This is a genomic window from Kitasatospora griseola (assembly GCF_044999035.1).
Classification (GTDB): domain Bacteria; phylum Actinomycetota; class Actinomycetes; order Streptomycetales; family Streptomycetaceae; genus Kitasatospora; species Kitasatospora griseola.
Map to the genome: position 1 here is coordinate 3,039,233 of NZ_CP173360.1, position 16,790 is coordinate 3,056,022.

Here is a 16,790-nt window from a genome sequence, read left to right on the forward strand (position 1 = left end):
CCCGGGGCCCGACTTGGCGGGAGGAGCTGCGCGGAACGGTCTCAGGCGCCGACGCGGAAGCGAACGAAACGCTTGAGGGTGACGCCGGCCTCGTCGAGGACCTTGGCGACGGACTTCTTGTTGTCCTTGGCGAACGCCTGCTCCAGGACGGCGTTCTCCTTGACGAAGCCGGTGACCCGACCCTCGACGATCTTCGGCAGGGCAGCCTCGGGCTTGCCCTCCTCGCGAGCGGTGGCCTCGGCGACGCGGCGCTCGTTCTCGAGGTCCTCGGCCGGGATCTCCTCGCGGGAGAGGTACTTCGGCGCGAAGGCGGCGATGTGCTGCGCGACGTCCTTGGCGGTCTCGGCGTTCTCCTGGTCGAGCTCGACGAGGACACCGATGGTCGGCGGCAGGTCCGGGTCCGACTTGTGCATGTAGACGCCGACGAAGCCGTCGTTGTCGAACTGCGCGAAGCGACGGAAGACGATCTTCTCGCCCAGGGTCGCGTTGGCCTCGTCCACGAACTGCTGGACGGTCTGGCCCGGGTTGATCTCGGAAGCCAGCGCGGCCTCCAGGTCGGCCGGGGAGGTGGCGGCAACGTGCGCGGCGATCGCGTCGGCGACCTCGACGAACTTGCCACCCTTGGCGACGAAGTCGGTCTCGCAGTTCAGCTCGACCAGGACGCCGGACTTCTTGTCCTCGGCGATCAGCGCGGCGACGGCGCCGTTGGAGGCGTCGCGGCCCTCGCGCTTGGCAACGCCCTTCTGGCCCTTGATGCGCAGGAGCTCGACGGCCTTCTGAACGTCGCCCTCGGCCTCGTCCAGAGCCTTCTTGCAGTCCATCATGCCGGCGCCGGTGAGCTCACGGAGCTTCTTGACGTCCGCGGCGGTGAAGTTCGCCATCGTGTGATCTCTTCTCACGTCTCGCGTGTCTGCGTGGGAAAGTGCCGGGGCCCAGGGTTCGGGTCCCCGGCACGGGAGAGAGGGGCACCCACCGGCTCAGCCCGGCCGGTGCCCCTCGCCCTGGTGGTACGTCAGGCCTGCTCGGCCTCGGCGGCCGGAGCCTCCGCAGCGGCCTCGGCCGGGGCCTCGACAGCAGCCTCGGCGGCGGGGGCCTCGGCGGCCTTCTCGCCCTCGAGGATCTCCTTCTCCCAGGCGGCCAGCGGCTGGTCGGCGCCCGGCTCGGCCTTCGCGTCGCCCTTGGCGACACCGGCGCGGGACTTCAGGCCCTCGGCGACGGCGTCGGCGATCACGCGGGTCAGCAGGGTGACGGAGCGGATCGCGTCGTCGTTGCCCGGGATCTTGTAGTCGACCTCGTCCGGGTCGCAGTTGGTGTCGAGGATGGCGACGACCGGGATGTTGAGCTTCCGGGCCTCGCCGACCGCGATGTGCTCCTTCTTGGTGTCCACGATCCAGACAGCGCTGGGAACGCGCTGCATGTCGCGGATACCGCCGAGGGTCTTCTCCAGCTTGTCGTACTCGCGCTGGAGGACCAGGAGCTCCTTCTTGGTGAGGCCCGAGCCGGCCACATCCGTGAAGTCGATCTCGCTGAGCTCCTTGAGGCGCTGCAGACGCTTGTAAACGGTCGAGAAGTTGGTCAGCATGCCGCCCAGCCAGCGCTGGTTGACGTACGGCATGCCCACGCGGGTCGCCTGCTCGGCGATGGCCTCCTGGGCCTGCTTCTTGGTGCCGACGAAGAGGACGCTGCCGCCGTGGGCAACGGTCTCCTTGACGAACTCGAAGGCGCGGTCGATGTAGTTCAGCGACTGCAGGAGGTCGATGATGTAGATGCCGTTGCGCTCCGTGAAGATGAAGCGCTTCATCTTCGGGTTCCAACGACGGGTCTGGTGACCGAAGTGGACGCCGCTCTCCAGCAGCTCCCGCATCGTGACGACGGCCATGTGCCGTGCTCCTCTGTGTTGCCCGGCTCGCCGCGAGGCAGGTGCGCTCTGCGGGGTGCCGGAACTCTCGGTTGTCCGTGTCGGTCGGGTGACCGCCACGCCTGACGCCCCGACGTGCCAAGCCGCTCGGCCTGCACGGGGCTTGCGGCCTCGGCAGGCTCGGCGGACCGAGCGGCACTCGCACCGGCGACCGTTCCCGGAAGGGGGCGGGCCGTCGGTGGCGGGGCGTGCGAAGTCGACCCGGCAGACCGGGTCGCGTGTGAAGTGTACGGGAAGCCCCGAGCGACGGGCGACTCCGTGCGGTCCCGCCGCCCTGTTCAGCACCACTACGGGCGGGCCGCCGCCCACCGTTCACCCCTGCGGGGGACGGCAGTTGTCCACAGCCCCCGGTCTGTCCACAGCTTCCGGAATCGACGGGCGACACCGGCGCTGCGACCTGCATGGTGGGGCCACACCCGCCGAGCGGGCTTGTCGTGGTTTGTGCCGGGTGCCGGTGCTGTGCCGGTTTCGCCGTGTTGGGGCGCCGAGGACCGAGGGAGGTTGGCGTGCGGTGGTGGGGCGCGTTCTGCCGGGTGGGAGCAGTGCTGCTGGGGCTCGTCACCATGGTCGGCGGCGGGGGTGGTTCGGGAGGTCCGGCGGCGGGGGTGGTCGCGGTGGGGTTCTCTGCTGCGGGGCCCGAGGTGGTGGGGCCGGGGCCCGGGCGGGTGTGGCCGGTGGGTGATCGGTCCGCGCTGGTGCGGCGCTTCGATCCGCCTCCGGCGCGCTGGGCGGCCGGGCACCGCGGCGTGGACCTGGCGGCCGCGCCCGGGACGGCGGTGCGCGCGGCCGCGCCCGGCGTGGTGACGTTCTCCGGGCAGGTGGCCGGGCGCCCCGTCGTGGTGATCACCCACACCGGCTCGGGCACTCCCCCGCTGCGGACCACCTACCTCCCGGTGGCCGGGGCCGTCCCCGTCGGCACGGCGGTATCGGCGGGCGACCGGATCGGCGAACTGACCGCCGACTCCGGGCACTGCCCCGTCGACTGCCTGCACTGGGGCCTGCTCCGCGGCGCCCGCTACCTCGACCCGCTCGCCCTGCTCGGCACCGGCCGGGCCCGCCTGCTCCCGCTCGACTCGCCCTGACGCCGGATCAGCTTCCGCCCGAGCCCGAGCCGCAGTCCGTCCCGGCCGGGGCAGTGCCGCCCACGTCCGAGGCGCCTGTGCCCGTGCCGTCTGCGCTGCCCGACCTGAGGCCGTCCAGGGCGAACCGCACCGAGGCATCGGCGATCTCCGACGCGTCGGCGGTCTCCCGGGCCCGCTCGATCTGGCGGACCGCCGCCTCCACCACGCCCTGCAGCAGCGCGGCCGCGACGCCCGGCCTGGCATGGCCGAGTTCTTCCAGGGTGCGCACCACCATGGCGGTCAGTCCGGTGTGCGCGGCTCTGATCCGCGCCCGCGCGGCGTCGTCGAGTTCGAACTCGGCGACAGCCACCAGCGCGCGGTGCACCGGATCGGTGGCCAGCGCCACCTGCCCCCGGACGTACGCCTCGATCCGCTCGACCGCACCGTCGCAGGCCGCCATGCCGGCCTCGATCTCGGCGGCCCACAGCGGGAGGTCCACCACGCAGAGCGCTTCCACCAACTCGGACTTGGACCGGAAGTATTCGTACACCGAGGACCTGGCCAGCCCCGCACGCGCAGCGAGGGCGCCGAAGTTCAGCGCCTCCCTGCCGCCCTCCGCCAACAGGACGCGCGCGGCGTCCAGCAGCGCTGCCTGCTGCAACTGTCGATGCTCGGCCACCGTGGCCGCCCGGATTTTCGGCACACACCAACTCTACGGACGCCAACGGCCGACGGGGGCGCACACCGCGCACCCGCCGATCCGTCGGCCCAGGAGCCGTCGCTCCGCCATCACCGCCGCGCTGCTGTCGTACTGCCGTCGCGCCGCCGTCGCGCCGCCGTCGTCCTGGCTCAGCGGGCGTCGGACATCTTCGCCCGCAGCTGCAGCACCGACTTGGTGTGGATCTGGCTGACCCGGCTCTCGGTCACCCCGAGCACCTGGCCGATCTCGGCGAGCGTCAGGCCCTCGTAGTAGTAGAGCGTCACCACCGTCTTCTCCCGTTCGGGCAGCGTGTTGACCGCCGAGGCCAGCAGACGGCGCAGCTCGCGGTCCTCGGCGATCTCGACCGGGTTGTCGGCGCCGTTGTCCGGCAGCGTCTCCATCAGGGTCAGCCGGTCACCGCCTTCGCCCGCCGAGTGCAGCAGTTCGTCGAGCGCCACCACGTTGGCCAGCGACAGCTGACTGAAGATGGTGTGCAACTCGTCCAGCGCGATGCCCATCTCCGCCGCCACCTCGGGGTCGTGCGGCGTCCGCCGCAGCCGCGCCTCCAAGGTGGCGTAGGCCCGCTCGACCGCCTTCGCCTTCTGCCGCACCGACCGCGGGATCCAGTCCAGCGCCCGCAGTTCGTCGATGATCGCGCCGCGAATCCGGCTGATCGCATACGTCTCGAACTTGATCGCCCGGTCGATGTCGAACTTCTCGATCGCATCGATCAACCCGAAGACCCCCGAGGACACGAAGTCCGCCTGCTCCACGTTGGCAGGCAGCCCGACCCCGACCCGACCCGCGACGTACTTCACCAGCGGCGAGTAGTGCAGGATCAGCTGGTCGCGCAGCCCCTGGTCACCCTTCTCCTTGTACGAACGCCACAGCGCCTGAAGCGCCGACTGGTCTCCGCTCTTCGCGCTGCCTCGCGCACCTCCCTTCCCCTGGCTCGCTGCCGGTTCCTCCGCCACACCCGCGCCGCCCAACCCGACGCCCCCCGCCGAGGCCGCCACCGCCGGCGCGGCCACCGTCGCACCTGCAGACGCCCCGGGGCTGCGACCCACTCCCGCCGGACCTTCCTCCCCCTCCGGCGTCTCGGACGCGAACGACCCGGACGACACCGACGGCGGCCCCGAGGCCGGCCCGGGCAACGCGACCGGCGACCCGGCCGACTGCTGCCCACCCGGCGGCTGGGGCTGCGGCCGATGCTGCGACGCGCCCTGCTCCGGGCCCGATGCCGACGCCGATGTCGGGGTTCCCACCTTCAGGGAACGTTCCGCCTCCGGGCCACTCGCCTGCCGGCGAACCTGCGAGCTCCGCACCGGCGGCTCCCCCGGCTTGGCCTTCGACCGGGCACCGCGCCTCGACTGGCCGCGCACCGGTCGGCCGCCCGCAGGCGACGCGTCGGCGGAGGCCGCCTCGGCCGACGGCACCTCGGCCGCGCTCTCCCCGGGCCGCGGCCCACCGCCGGCCTGGCCTTCGCCGAACCGATCGCCGCTTGGCCTACTGCCGTCCGGCTGGTCGGTGTCCGGCTCGCCGGTGCCTGACCGATCGGCCTGCCGACCACCGAACGGCCCCGGCTCGTCCGGGGGGCCGCCGGTCTCGTCGCCGCGCGGCCGCGGCTGGGCCGCGGCCTTCGACGGCACTGCCTGTGGGCAGGGCAGCAGCTGGCCTGGGCGTTCGACGGAGGGGCGCGCCGAGGACTGCCGGTCCGACGGCCCCTGCGGGACGGGGGGGCGGGGAAGGGGCGAGGGCGAGGTGGGACGGGCCTGGGACTGTGGGGTCGCGGTCGGGGGGGTGCCCGACCTCGTCATTCCCACGGCTCCCGAGGACCTGGCCCGCAACTCCGCGGCGTTGCGGATCTCGGCCCCCGGCCCGTCCGGGGACCGACCGTCACCGGTCACCCTGTGTCCGGGAATGTGAGTGGCCATGCGTTGGTCTGCGCCGTTCTGCCGAGTCATGTGCTGATAGGGACGCCATAAGGGAGCGTAGCGTGACCAAGTCGCTGCACAGTGCTACCGCCACTCGGGCGTCGCTCGATCCGGTGGCAGTGCTGGGCTCCCCCGGCGCGTCGCGGCGCGGACCCTGACCGGCTGCCGGGCGTCCTGCCTCCACCAGGCCGCCGACCAGCGCAGACCCCTCCTGACACGTCGGATTCCTTGCGTCACACCCGCTCACCGATATCGCCCACCCGAGCTCAACCGTCTCGGCGCCGCTCTCAACTCACCTGGGGTTCCTTCCTGTTGACGGGATGCTCCGTTCGGTCGACCTTCCGTGTCCGCTGTTGCGCAGATCCGATCACTTGCGTCGCACCAGCCTCCAGTACGCGCCCTGCCGTTCGACGAAGCCCAGCGAGCTCAGCTCGTGCAGGTGGTGCACGGTCTCCTGCGGGGAGAGCGCGGCGTACTGGGCGAGTCGCTGCACCGGCGCACCGTCCGCGCTTGCCGGGACCGCTTCCAGGACGCGGGCCACGGGCGGTGCGAGCGCGTCACGGGGCAGGATCGGTCCGACTCGCTCCGGTGCCAGGTCGCCACCGACGGAGCCGATCAGCTCGCCCACCTCGGCGCCGCTGGTGACCAGAGTCGCGGCACCGCTCCTGATCAACGCGTGAACTCCTGCCGAGAGTTCGGACGTCACCTGGCCGGGGACGCCCATCGTGTGCCGATTCAGATCCATGGCGCGTCGCGCGGTACTGAGCGCGCCGCTGCGCGGCGCGGCCTCGACCACGACGGTGCCTCGGGTGAGCGCCGCTATCACTCGGTTGCGCAGCACGAACCTGAACCTGGTCGGGTGCATCCCGAGCGCCAGCTCGCTCACCAGCAGCCCGTCGCCCCCGATCCGGTGGATCAGCGCCTCGTTCCCTCGCGGATAGCAGATGTCAACCCCGCTGGCCAGGACCGCGATCGTCATCCCGTTGACGGCCAGCGCGCCCAGATGGGCGGCCGTGTCGACGCCGTACGCGGCGCCGGAGACCACCACCCAGCCACGCTCGGCCAGTTCCGAGCCGAGTTGACCGGCGATGTGCCGCCCGTATGCGGTGCAGGCCCGGGATCCGACGATGGCGACCGATCTCAGCGCGAGCAGGCGCAGCGACGGCAGCCGCGGCCCCGGCCGGCCTCGGATCCACAGCCCGACCGGGCGGCTGTCGCCGAGGTCGTCCAGCTGCGAGGGCCAGTCGGTGTCGCCCGGAATGATGAACTTCCCACCGAGCTTGGCGATTCGTTCAAGGTCGGTGGCCGGGTTGAACTTTCGCAACCTCTCCTGGTAAGCGGTGATCCGGTCCGCTCCGAGCCCCAGCCGACCCGGCGATGCTCCGTTGTAGAAGCCCTGCACCAGGCCGACCACACCGAGCCGCTGGATCGCCCGGCCGATGGCTGCGTCACCCGGTTCGATCAGCCTGGTGAGTGCCGCCCGAGCCACCCGCTCGGGCTCGGGCGGGTCCGGCGTGGCCGCTGGTGCGGCCCACCGGGTGGGGCGGATCAGCCGGTGATCGCCCCGCACCACCCCCACACGAGTGGCATGACCTGCGGCGACCGGTTCGGCCGTGCAGTGCCGACTCGTTACGGCGGCGTGCACAGCACGACTGGTGCTGCCCGCCGTATCCGACACTGACACGCCGGCGTCTGCCCTGTCCGGATTCGGCCGGTGGATGCCCGGCGGGCCGGCTCCCCGGATCAGGTGGCGCAAGCCGTCGTGGCTGCCCTCCGGCGGGTGGTCATCGGGCGGGCTGCCGTCCGGCGGGCGGTCGTCGGGCGGGTGGGGCGGGCAAGGTTTGTCGGGTGGGCCCGGCAGGCTGGGCTCACCCACCAGGTGAAGCCTGCCGGGCTGGGCTCGCCCGGGGCGGGCCGGGCCGTGCGAGTGTGCGGTGTCGCTGTCGTGAACCGGGCTGCCGAGTGGCGGCGTGAGCACTGCTGACGTTGTTGTCGCGGGATCGATGTCCTGCTGGGGTGCTGGAACTGCTGCGGTCACGGAATGCTCCTCCTGCGGTCGTTTGGCCAACGGGCGGGTGGGTGGGATGGGTGGGATGGGTGGGTACGGGAGCGACGCTGCGGCCCGGCGGCATGGCTGTGGCCAGCGTCTGCCGACCACACCTCTGCCAACCGCTGCCGATTGCCCGCCAGGTGATGGGTGGTCAAAGCTCGGCGCCCAGATCGGCGTCCGCGTCGTAGTACATGTCGGGTCGGCGGTCGGTCGGTCGGGTGACGCGTTGGACTCCGGTGCGGAGGGTGAGCGCGGTCTGGATGTCGGTACGGGTGGGGCGAGGCCGGCACGCCAGGTCGGCGACCGTCCAGGCGACGCGGAGGACTCGATCCAGGCCTCGTGCGGTGAGCAGACCTCGGTCGAGGTCACGCTCGGCGTCGGTGAGCGAGCCGGGTGCGAGTTGCCAGCGCGTGCGCAGTTCGTGCCCTGGCACTTCGGCGTTCGTCCGCCACGGGGTGTCGGCGAGGCGAGCGGCGGCTCGCTCGCGGGCCTGCCTCACGCGTTCGGCGACCGTGGCCGTGCTCTCCGCTTTTCCGCCTTGTTGCATCAGCTCGGCCCTGCTGACTCCGGCCACCTGAACTTGGAGGTCCACTCTGTCGAGCAGCGGCCCGGACAGGCGCGCCTGATAGCGGTTGACCATGACGGGTGTGCATTCGCAGCCTTCTCCTCTCAACGAATAGCGGCCGCAGGGGCAGGGGTTGGCGGCCAGACAGAGCAGGAAGCGGGCGGGTAGCCGCATCGAGCCCGCGGCTCTGGCGATCATCACCTCCCCCGATTCCAGGGGTTGGCGCAGGGCGTCGAGGACCCGGACCGGGAATTCGGGTGCCTCGTCGAGGAAGAGGACGCCGCGATGAGCGAGGGAGACGGCGCCAGGTCGGGGCAGACCCGTCCCGCCGCCCACGATGGCGGGCATGGTGGTCGAGTGGTGCGGTGCGCAGTAGGGCGGGGTGTCGATGAGCGGGCGGTCGGGTGGGAGTAGGCCGGCCACGGAGTGGATCGCGGTCACTTCGAGTGCCTCGGCCTGTGTGAGTGGTGGGAGCAGGGCGGGGAGCCGTTCCGCCAGCATGGTCTTGCCGGCTCCGGGCGGCCCTTTCAGGTACAGGTGGTGGCCGCCCGCGGCGGCGATCTCCAGGGCTTGCCGGGCTTCGTGCTGTCCGGCCACGTCGGCGAGGTCGGGTCGGCACGCCTGCTCCGAGGTGACGTCCCGGACGCCGAGCCCGGGGAGGAGAAGTCCGGCGAACGAGGAGTCGGGACGGCCGCTGGACGGGTCGAGTGGCTCGTCAGGGACGGGGGCGTTGGTGAGGATGGCGATGAGTTGGCGCAGGCTTCGTACGCCGAGGACGGAGACGCCGGGCACTAATTCGGCTTCGGCAGCGGTCTGTTCGGCGACCACGATCTGGCGGTAGCCGGCGTCCGCCGCGGCGAGTACTGCGGGCAGGACGCCGCGCACTGGACGTACCCGGCCGTCCAGTCCGAGCTCGCCGATGATCAGCAGGCCGTCGATCGACGCGGGGTCGAGCCGTTCGGCGGCTGCCAGTACGGCGCAGGCCACGGCCAGGTCGTACCCGCTGCCGCTCTTGGGTACGGAGGCCGGGGTGAGGCCCACGGTGAGCTTGCGCAGCGGCCACTTCTCGCCGCTGTTGGAGACGGCTGCGCGGACCCGGTCGCGGGCTTCGAGGAGGGCCTTGTCGGCGAGGCCCACCAGGCTGAAGGCCGCGAGTCCGGGTTCGAGGTCGGCCTGCACCTCGACCACGACACCGTCCACCCCGACCAGGGCGACCGAGCAGGTACGGGCGAAGGCCATCTCACACCGCCCCACGCAGGTGCTCGACCGCGGCGGCGCCCCTGAGCGGGTTGACTACGGCGACCAGGTCGATGCGCACTCCCCCTGGCGGCGGGGGCGCCGGTCCGCCCGCTGCGGCTTCACCCAAGGGCTCGCCGCCGTCGACCCGCTCGGCGGCGACCAGCACCAGCCGGGAGAAGTGCTCCGGCCAGCGTTCGGCGAGCCACCGTTCGGCGAGGTGGCGCAGCCGGTCTGCCTTGGTCTGGTCGATCGCCTCGGACGGCTGCTGGAAGCCCCGCTCGGACCTGGTCTTCACCTCGCACACCGCGAGGGTGTCCCCGTCCAGGGCGACGATGTCGAGCTCACCCTCGGCGCAGCGCCAGTTGCGCTCCAGGATGCACAGCCCGCACTCCGTGAGCCGGCGGGCGGCGACCTCCTCGCCGTAGCGTCCGAGGCCGTTGGTGGAAAACTTGTTGGGATTCTGCACGGCAATCACCTCCGGCCGGAAGGTTGCCGTCACAGCAGGGAAGTGGACCAGCGAAATCGTCAGGCCTGTGGATAACTCGAGCCTGTGGATAACTTAGCTCGCTCGTTCGAGCGACAAACTCAAAAATGCGCTGGACAATCGGCGATCTCGGCGACCAGTCTCGGTGACCCGGGCATCGCCGCAGCTCCTCAAGGTGCGGCCGCTCGGAGAGAAGGGCGCGGTCGGCCGCGCCGTTCCTCGCCCACCCCGGGCAGTCGGGCCCGGGGCGCTCCCGGGCCGGCCGTTCAGCCGCAGAACGGTCAGTTCCCGAACGCGGAGTCGTCCGAGGGCAGCTCAAGATCGCTCTTGGCCAACTCCTCGATATTCACGTCCTTGAAAGTCAGCACGCGGACCTTCCGAACGAACCGGGCCGGTCGGTACATGTCCCAGACCCACGCATCCGCCATCGCCACTTCGAAGAAGACCTCGCCCTGCACCGAATGCACCTGCAGGTCGTAGTCGTTCGTCAGATAGAAACGCCGCTCGGTCTCGATCACGTACTTGAACAGGCCGACGACATCCCGGTACTCCCGGTAGAGCTTGAGCTCCATCTCGGTCTCGTACTTCTCGAGGTCTTCGGCACTCATTCCAAGCGTCCCCTCACTCGTCACGTCCACCCCATTGTGGACCACTGGGCCAGTGCTCAGAGCCGTACTGGCGGTTCTGGCGGCCCTTCCGTCAGAACCTGCTCCACCAGCGCGGCCAGTCCGCGCGGATACACGGTCTCCTCGGTGGTCCTCAACTCCCCCACCGTCCACCAGCGGACGGCGAGCAGCAGCGCGTGCTCGTCCGCCCCGCTCTGCCGCAGTGCCACCTCGCCCCGGCCGGTGCGGGCCAGGTGGAACCACTGCTCCTGCTCGTAGTCCCTGCCCCGGAAGGAGAACTCCACCATGCCGTACGCAACCAGCGGTCCCCACTCCACCTCGGTCAGCCCGATCTCCTCGCCCAGTTCGCGCCGGGCTGCCTCGGCCGGGCTCTCGCCGGGCTCGATGCCGCCGCCCGGGGTGATCCACCAGTCGACGCCCGGCATGGCCGGATCGGTTCCGTGCAGCAGCAGGACGCGCCCGTCCGGGTCCACCAACAGCACGCGGACGGCTCTGCGACGCTCGGCCACCACCTGGTTCAGCTCCGTCCTGAGGTTCTGCGCACGTTTCCGGGCCGGCCCCGGGGTGCCACCGGCTCCCGGTTCAGGCCTTCCGCCGTCCCCCCAGCTTGCGGCCCAGCGAGACCGCCCAGCCCGCCGCCGAGGCGAGCACGATCAGGGCCGCCCCGCCGATCGCCGTCCAGCCGGCGGGCAGCAGGGCTCCCGCCTGGTGCGCACGCGGCGCACCCAGTTCGTCGAAGGCCGCGGTGCGCCCCTCCAGCCCTGCCCGGGACAGCGGCAGGATCACCGCCTCGACCCGCGCCTTCACTCCGGAGGCCGGAACAGAACCGAAGGCCACGTCCAGATGGCTGCGCGAGTCCATCGAGTTCCCGCGGAAGTCACCGAGCAGGAACAGCCGCCCCTCGGGCACCGTCACCGAGAACACGGTCGTGGGCACCGGTGTCTTCGCCAGGTAGGGCTCGTCCACCTGGTGGCCGTTCACGGTGATCCGTCCCTCGCGGTCGCCGGAGACGGTGTCGCCACCGACCGCGGCCACGCGCTTGACCAGGGTGGCATTGCCCCAATCCGGGTCCTGGAAGACCACGATGTCGCCGCGTCCGACCGACGCTCCGTCAGCGGTGTGGGCCAGGACGGTGTCGCCGATCTCCAGGGTGGGGCTCATCGACCCGGTGGGGATCTTGTAGGGCCGGTACTGGATGGCGAGCATCGCGAAACCCCCGACGAGCATCACGAATCCGATCGCGATCACCAGGCTCTGCACGATCGACGCCGAGCTTCGACGGCGGGCGGGTCTGGCCTCGGTGGGCGGTGTCCGCTCCGCGACGCTGGTCATCGGCTTCGCCCTCTCCTGGCGCTCACGCGCTCCGGGCGAGCGCTCGCTGCCTGCCCGGGAGTGGCTGTCCTGGGCTGGACAGCACTGCGGGCCGTGGCACGTGCGAGCAGACTACTCACGAGTACCACGGCCCGCGCAAGAGTCAGTCGCGGACGGTCTGGGACCGGTCAGCGCCGGCGCTTGCGCACCCACCACACGGCGGGGACGGCCAGGGCTGCACCGGCCAGCGTCGGGGCGAGCGGCCCGCCGGCCGCCAGACCCTTCTGGTCGAAGGTGTCGGGAACGGGCAGCGTCGCCCAGTCGCCGATCGGCCAGGCCACCACGAAGGCGCGGCCGACGACGTTCCCGACCGGGACGGTGCCGCCGCCCGGCTGGTCCATGTGGAAACGGGAGTCCAGGGAGTTGGCGCGGTGGTCGCCCATCACCCAGATCCGGCCGTCCGGCACCTTCACCGGACCGAACGGCTTCTCCCCGCACGGGGTGTTGCCCGGGAAGATGTACGGCTCGTCGAGTGCGATGCCGTTCACCTTGACCGGTCCGGAGCCCTGGCACTCGACGGTGTCGCCGCCGACCGCGATGACGCGCTTGATCAGGTCCTTCTCGTCGCTGGACGGCATCAGCCCGATGAAGCTGAAGACGTCCTGGACGCCGCGCACGAAGGCGTTGTTGCTGCGCTGGGCGGGCTCGTCGTTCAGCCAGCCGCCCGGGTCCTTGAAGACCACCACCTCGCCGCGCTCCGGCTCCGAGCCGAACCACGGGGTGAGCTTGTCGACCAGCACGCGGTCGCCGACCTGGAGCGTGTTCTCCATCGAACCCGACGGAATCGAGAACGCCTGGACGAAGAAGGTCTTGATCACCAACGCCAGGATCAGCGCGATGCCGACCAGGATCGGCAGCTCCTTCCAGAAGGAACGCTGCTTGGGAGCCTTCTTGGCTCCGGCCGACGCCTCCGAATCGCTCTCCTCCGCAGCGTCGGAATCGGACGCCCGCAGGGCGTCACCGTCCTCCGCGTGTCGCCCGTCGGCGTTGCCCGAAGGCTCCCCGTCGGGCTCCGGAGCACCTGAGCGGGCACCGATCACCAGATCCCCCACGACATCTCCTCCCTGCTGTGCGGACGCCTGCGCGTCCGCGCTCACCAGTGCCGCACAGCGGGCACCACACTCTGCGATCGATCGAAAACCCGCCTCTGGCTTGCCCTACCCGGGCACGCCCGACACCAGGCCGGAACCGAGCACTTCAGCACTTCTCTATCACTCCCGGTCGGCAAGCCCGTGTTTCCACGCGCCGACCAGAACGTCAGTCAGCCATCGGCCCGGCCCGCCAGGGCGCTCTCCACCGCCGAACAACAGCCGGGAGGACGCCCAACACACCCATAACGAGCGGGGGTTCCGCAGGAATCGGTCCAACGGCCGATGATCCTGCCACTTGCACCGGCAGCGAGGAGAGTGAATCAGGAACACCCAGTTGACCGAAGTGGGAGAGCGGCCATGCGACCACGAACGCACGACCGACCACGTGCGCCACCGGGATGGTCCCGGAGCCGGGGTTGCCCATGTGGTAGCGGGAGTCCGCGGACAGGTCGCGGTGGTCCCCCATCACCCACAGCCTCCCCTGAGGGACCGTCACCTTGAAGGTGATCCGTGAGGGCACGTTGCCGGGCGCGATGTACGGCTCGTCCACCGGGGTGCCGTTCACGCTCAGCCGGCCCTGGGCGTCACAGCACTCCACGGTGTCGCCGGCGACACCGATCACCCGCTTGATCAAGTCCCGCTCGTCATCAGAAGGAAGAAGTCCCGCCGCGGAGAACATCGACCTCACGTCGTGCAGCACCGACCCGTCCGTGGACGACGTGCGGTGGTTCTCCAACCAGCCGCCTGGGTCCTTGAAGACCACCACCTCGCCGCGCTCCGGCTCCGAGCCGAACCACGGGGTGAGCTTGTCCACCACGACCCGGTCGCCGACCCGCAGGGTCGGCTCCATCGAACCGGAGGGAATGACGAACACCTGGACCAGAAAGGTCTTCAGCACCACGGCGATGACCAGCGCCACCAGCACGATCACCGGCAACTCACGCAGAAAGGAGCGACGCCCCCGGCGCGCGACCCGCTTGGCGGTGCGCCGCCGCTCGGCGCGGCCCCGGACGGACCGACGACTGTCCACCGCCCCGTTCCCGCCACCTGCAGCAGCCTCCACGGCCCCCTCGCTCCCCCGCAGCAGGCCGGTTCCCCCGACTCCGTCAGCTCCCCCGGCTCCCCGGTTTCTGCCAGCTCTCCCGGTTCCGCTCGCGGCGCCGGCAGCCCCGGCGGCCTCAGCGCCATTGGGCCATACGCCGCCGTCGACCCCGATGGCCTCGGTGCCACCACCAGCTCCGCCGAAGCCCTCGGGAACGGGTGCAGGAGCAGGACCTGGCAGGTACACGGATTCCGGCGGCTGCACGGATTCCGGCGGGTCGAGGTGCGAACCGGGAGGTGGGCTCTCGGGGTGGGCCGTGCCGTCGGTGGCGGCCCGGGGTCTACCGCGGCTCCCCATGGCCACCGGTCCCCTCGATCGCGGCGAATGCCGCCGGCCGGTCGAGCGAGGTCGTCCGGCCGAGGGGGAACAGCAGCCAGTCGGCGCGTCCGATCACCCGCTTCACGGGCACGGTGCCGCCGCCGGGCTCACCGAGGTGATCCCGGGAGTCGCGGGACGCACTGCGGTGGTCGCCCATCACCCACAACTTGCCGGCGGGAACCACGATGTCGAACGGCACCGCCGACGGTGCGTCGCCGGGGAGCAGATAGGCGCTCTCGTCCAGCGGCACCCCGTTGACTCGCAGACGGCCGTCGGAGCCGCAGCAGGTGACCCGGTCGCCTCCCACCCCGATCACCCGCTTCACGTAGACCGTGTCACCGGCCGGGGCCAGTCCGGCCTCGGTCAGCAGCCGCTTCGCCCCGGACGGTTCGTCCCGGTAGGGCAGAAAGGAGCCGATGCCGTCGAAGACCACCACATCGCCCCGTTGCGGGCGCCCGTCGAAGGCATAGGCGAGCTGGTTGACCAGAACCCGGTCGCCTGGGCGCAACGTCCCTTCCATGGAGCCGGACGGCACCGCAAAGGGCCGCGCCACGAAGGCGTTCACCAGCAGCAGTGCGACCACGCACACCGCGCCGATCCACAGCAGGTCCCGCGACCACCGCCGCCCGCCGCCGTCCGCCCCGCCCTCGCCGTCCGCCGCGCCCTCGGGGCCCTCCCCGCCCTCGCCCTCCGCCGTGCTCTCGGTGCTCTCGGCGCCGCCGGAATCCTCCTCGGCATCCGGGTCGGCCGTCGCCCCGTCATCGCCCCCTGCGTCCGGGGCAGCGGACCGGTCGACGCTCCCGGTACCGCCCTCGGGGCGGGCCTCAGTGCCGACCGCTTTCCCGGTACCGGAAACGACAACGGACCGCGTCGGCGTGTCCGTACCCGTGGGTGCGGGACTGCCGTCGCGGTCCGCCGGTGGCTCGTGCGTGCTCATCGGGGGTGAGCCTATCCTCCCGGTCTAAACCGGTCGGAGGGCCTTCCCCCGTCGAGCCTGCGCGATCACGCGTCGCGCTTCTCCTTGATCTTCGCGGCCTTGCCGCGGAGGTCACGCAGGTAGTACAGCTTGGCGCGGCGGACCGCACCGCGGGTCACGACCTCGATCTTCTCGACGACCGGGGTGTGCACCGGGAAGGTGCGCTCGACACCGACGTTGAAGCTGACCTTGCGGACGGTGAAGGTCTCACCGACGCCGGCGCCGTGACGACGGATGACGACGCCCTGGAAGACCTGGACGCGCGAGCGGTTGCCTTCGATGACTCGAACGTGCACCTTCAGGGTGTCGCCGGGGCGGAAGGCGGGGATGTCGGTACGCAGCGAGGCCGCGTCGACAGCAGCGAGCTTGTTGCTCATCGTTGCTCTCCATCGCAGGCGCCACGGGCCGCCCACGGAAATTCGTCTCAACTGGGTGGTACTGCGGGTCGCTTCGGCTGACGATGAACCCCCCGTGGCGGGGGCACCGGTCCACTGACCCCCACGGAGGGAGTCGGGCGACAGACAGCAGTCGCCTATTCTTCCACAGGCTCTACCGCAGACCGAAATCGGCCGGCAGCGTCGTCCCAGGCCAGACCGAGGACGCTGAGCGCTTCGCGTTCCTTCTTGGTGAACGCGTCGCGCTGCCAACGAGCCACCAGGTCGGGCCGGTTGGCGAGGGTGCGGGCGAAGGCCTGCTCGCGCCGCCACTGGGCGATCTTCCCGTGGTGGCCGCTGAGCAGGATCTCCGGCACCTCACGGCCGCGCCACTCGGCGGGCTTGGTGTACACCGGCCCTTCCAGCAGATCGGCCATGGCGCCGGGGGCGAAGGAGTCGTCCCGGTGCGACTCGACGTTGCCGAGCACGCCGGGCAGCAGTCGGGCGATCGCCTCGACCATCACCAGGACGGCGACCTCGCCGCCGGCCAGGACGTAGTCGCCGATGGAGGCCTCGACCACGGGCATCCGGGTCGCGGCTTCCTCGATGACCCGACGGTCGATGCCCTCGTAGCGGGCAGGCGCGAAGGCCAGCCAGTTGCGGGAGGCCAGGTCCTGGGCGAGTTCCTGGGTGAACGGTCGGCCGCTGGGGGTGGGCACCACCAGGGTCGGCACCTCGCCCTCGGGGCCGGCCGCGAGGACGGCGTCCAGCGCCGCACCCCACGGTTCGGGCTTCATCACCATGCCGGGCCCACCGCCGTAGGGGGTGTCGTCCACGGTGCGGTGGATGTCGGTGGTCCACTGCCGCAGGTCGTGCAGGTGCACGTCGAGCTGACCGCGGGCCCGCGCCTTGCCGACCAGCGAGACGTTCAGCGGCTCCAGGTACTCGGGGAAGATCGTGACAACGTCGATCCGCATGTCG

The 16,790-nt window shown here is 71.3% G+C and carries 16 protein-coding genes; 1 reads left to right on the top strand and 15 read right to left on the bottom strand.

Going from position 1 to position 16,790, the window contains the following annotated elements; translation table 11 throughout:
• Window positions 1-41: 41 nt before the first annotated feature.
• Together tsf and rpsB are read right to left on the bottom strand one after the other, a co-directional pair.
• Window positions 42-881: a translation elongation factor Ts gene (tsf, locus tag ACI1MP_RS13585; RefSeq protein ID WP_380334169.1), complete on the bottom strand. Its 840-nt coding sequence runs from the start codon at window positions 879-881 to the stop codon at window positions 42-44.
• A 131-nt stretch (window positions 882-1,012) separates the two neighbouring features.
• Window positions 1,013-1,879, bottom strand: a complete 867-nt coding sequence (gene rpsB, locus ACI1MP_RS13590; protein ID WP_043916179.1) for a 30S ribosomal protein S2 — start codon at window positions 1,877-1,879, stop codon at window positions 1,013-1,015.
• A gap of 545 nt (window positions 1,880-2,424) precedes the next feature.
• Here rpsB and ACI1MP_RS13595 point away from each other — a divergent pair.
• Window positions 2,425-3,000: a M23 family metallopeptidase gene (locus ACI1MP_RS13595; protein WP_380334166.1), complete on the top strand. Its 576-nt coding sequence runs from the start codon at window positions 2,425-2,427 to the stop codon at window positions 2,998-3,000.
• Between the two features lie 7 nt (window positions 3,001-3,007).
• On the opposite strand, the gene ACI1MP_RS13600 is transcribed toward ACI1MP_RS13595, so the two are convergent.
• The 13 genes from ACI1MP_RS13600 to trmD all read right to left on the bottom strand — a co-directional run bounded on the left by ACI1MP_RS13600 (window position 3,008) and on the right by trmD (window position 16,786).
• Complete coding sequence (locus ACI1MP_RS13600; RefSeq protein ID WP_404868755.1) at window positions 3,008-3,682, bottom strand: TetR/AcrR family transcriptional regulator; 675 nt, start codon at window positions 3,680-3,682, stop codon at window positions 3,008-3,010.
• 146 nt (window positions 3,683-3,828) lie between these two features.
• Entirely contained in the window at window positions 3,829-4,710 is an 882-nt protein-coding gene (gene whiG, locus ACI1MP_RS13605) for an RNA polymerase sigma factor WhiG (protein WP_380334163.1), read from the bottom strand.
• 1,270 nt (window positions 4,711-5,980) lie between these two features.
• Entirely contained in the window at window positions 5,981-7,651 is a 1,671-nt protein-coding gene (gene dprA, locus ACI1MP_RS13610) for a DNA-processing protein DprA (protein ID WP_380334160.1), read from the bottom strand.
• Between the two features lie 163 nt (window positions 7,652-7,814).
• Window positions 7,815-9,467: a YifB family Mg chelatase-like AAA ATPase gene (locus ACI1MP_RS13615; protein WP_404868756.1), complete on the bottom strand. Its 1,653-nt coding sequence runs from the start codon at window positions 9,465-9,467 to the stop codon at window positions 7,815-7,817.
• Between the two features lies 1 nt (window position 9,468).
• Window positions 9,469-9,942, bottom strand: coding sequence for a YraN family protein (locus ACI1MP_RS13620; protein WP_380334232.1), 474 nt, complete (start codon window positions 9,940-9,942; stop codon window positions 9,469-9,471).
• Between the two features lie 290 nt (window positions 9,943-10,232).
• The gene (locus tag ACI1MP_RS13625; RefSeq protein WP_043916176.1) at window positions 10,233-10,559 is read right to left on the bottom strand and encodes a DUF2469 domain-containing protein; all 327 of its coding nucleotides are present in this window, start codon (window positions 10,557-10,559) and stop codon (window positions 10,233-10,235) included.
• A gap of 56 nt (window positions 10,560-10,615) precedes the next feature.
• Window positions 10,616-11,089 (bottom strand): NUDIX hydrolase, encoded by a 474-nt coding sequence (locus ACI1MP_RS13630; protein WP_404868757.1) that lies wholly within the window; start codon window positions 11,087-11,089, stop codon window positions 10,616-10,618.
• 70 nt (window positions 11,090-11,159) lie between these two features.
• On the bottom strand, window positions 11,160-11,909 hold the full coding sequence (gene lepB, locus ACI1MP_RS13635; RefSeq protein WP_380334140.1) for a signal peptidase I: 750 nt from the start codon (window positions 11,907-11,909) through the stop codon (window positions 11,160-11,162).
• 167 nt (window positions 11,910-12,076) lie between these two features.
• Window positions 12,077-13,000, bottom strand: a complete 924-nt coding sequence (gene lepB / locus ACI1MP_RS13640) for a signal peptidase I (RefSeq protein ID WP_100590025.1) — start codon at window positions 12,998-13,000, stop codon at window positions 12,077-12,079.
• 205 nt (window positions 13,001-13,205) lie between these two features.
• The gene (gene lepB, locus ACI1MP_RS13645) at window positions 13,206-14,069 is read right to left on the bottom strand and encodes a signal peptidase I (RefSeq protein WP_404868758.1); all 864 of its coding nucleotides are present in this window, start codon (window positions 14,067-14,069) and stop codon (window positions 13,206-13,208) included.
• A 352-nt stretch (window positions 14,070-14,421) separates the two neighbouring features.
• The gene (lepB, locus tag ACI1MP_RS13650; protein WP_404868759.1) at window positions 14,422-15,396 is read right to left on the bottom strand and encodes a signal peptidase I; all 975 of its coding nucleotides are present in this window, start codon (window positions 15,394-15,396) and stop codon (window positions 14,422-14,424) included.
• Window positions 15,397-15,461: 65 nt separating this feature from the next.
• Window positions 15,462-15,812 (bottom strand): 50S ribosomal protein L19, encoded by a 351-nt coding sequence (gene rplS / locus ACI1MP_RS13655; protein ID WP_043916173.1) that lies wholly within the window; start codon window positions 15,810-15,812, stop codon window positions 15,462-15,464.
• 155 nt (window positions 15,813-15,967) lie between these two features.
• Complete coding sequence (gene trmD, locus ACI1MP_RS13660; RefSeq protein ID WP_404868760.1) at window positions 15,968-16,786, bottom strand: tRNA (guanosine(37)-N1)-methyltransferase TrmD; 819 nt, start codon at window positions 16,784-16,786, stop codon at window positions 15,968-15,970.
• Window positions 16,787-16,790: the final 4 nt, after the last annotated feature.

Coding starts and splice junctions, on each gene's coding strand:
- tsf (WP_380334169.1), bottom strand. CDS start 881: ATGGCGAACTTCACCGCCGCGGACGTCAAGAAGCTCCGTGAGCTCACC.
- rpsB (WP_043916179.1), bottom strand. CDS start 1,879: ATGGCCGTCGTCACGATGCGGGAGCTGCTGGAGAGCGGCGTCCACTTC.
- ACI1MP_RS13615 (WP_404868756.1), bottom strand. CDS start 9,467: ATGGCCTTCGCCCGTACCTGCTCGGTCGCCCTGGTCGGGGTGGACGGT.
- ACI1MP_RS13625 (WP_043916176.1), bottom strand. CDS start 10,559: ATGAGTGCCGAAGACCTCGAGAAGTACGAGACCGAGATGGAGCTCAAG.
- lepB (WP_380334140.1), bottom strand. CDS start 11,909: ATGACCAGCGTCGCGGAGCGGACACCGCCCACCGAGGCCAGACCCGCC.
- lepB (WP_404868759.1), bottom strand. CDS start 15,396: ATGAGCACGCACGAGCCACCGGCGGACCGCGACGGCAGTCCCGCACCC.
- rplS (WP_043916173.1), bottom strand. CDS start 15,812: ATGAGCAACAAGCTCGCTGCTGTCGACGCGGCCTCGCTGCGTACCGAC.
- trmD (WP_404868760.1), bottom strand. CDS start 16,786: ATGCGGATCGACGTTGTCACGATCTTCCCCGAGTACCTGGAGCCGCTG.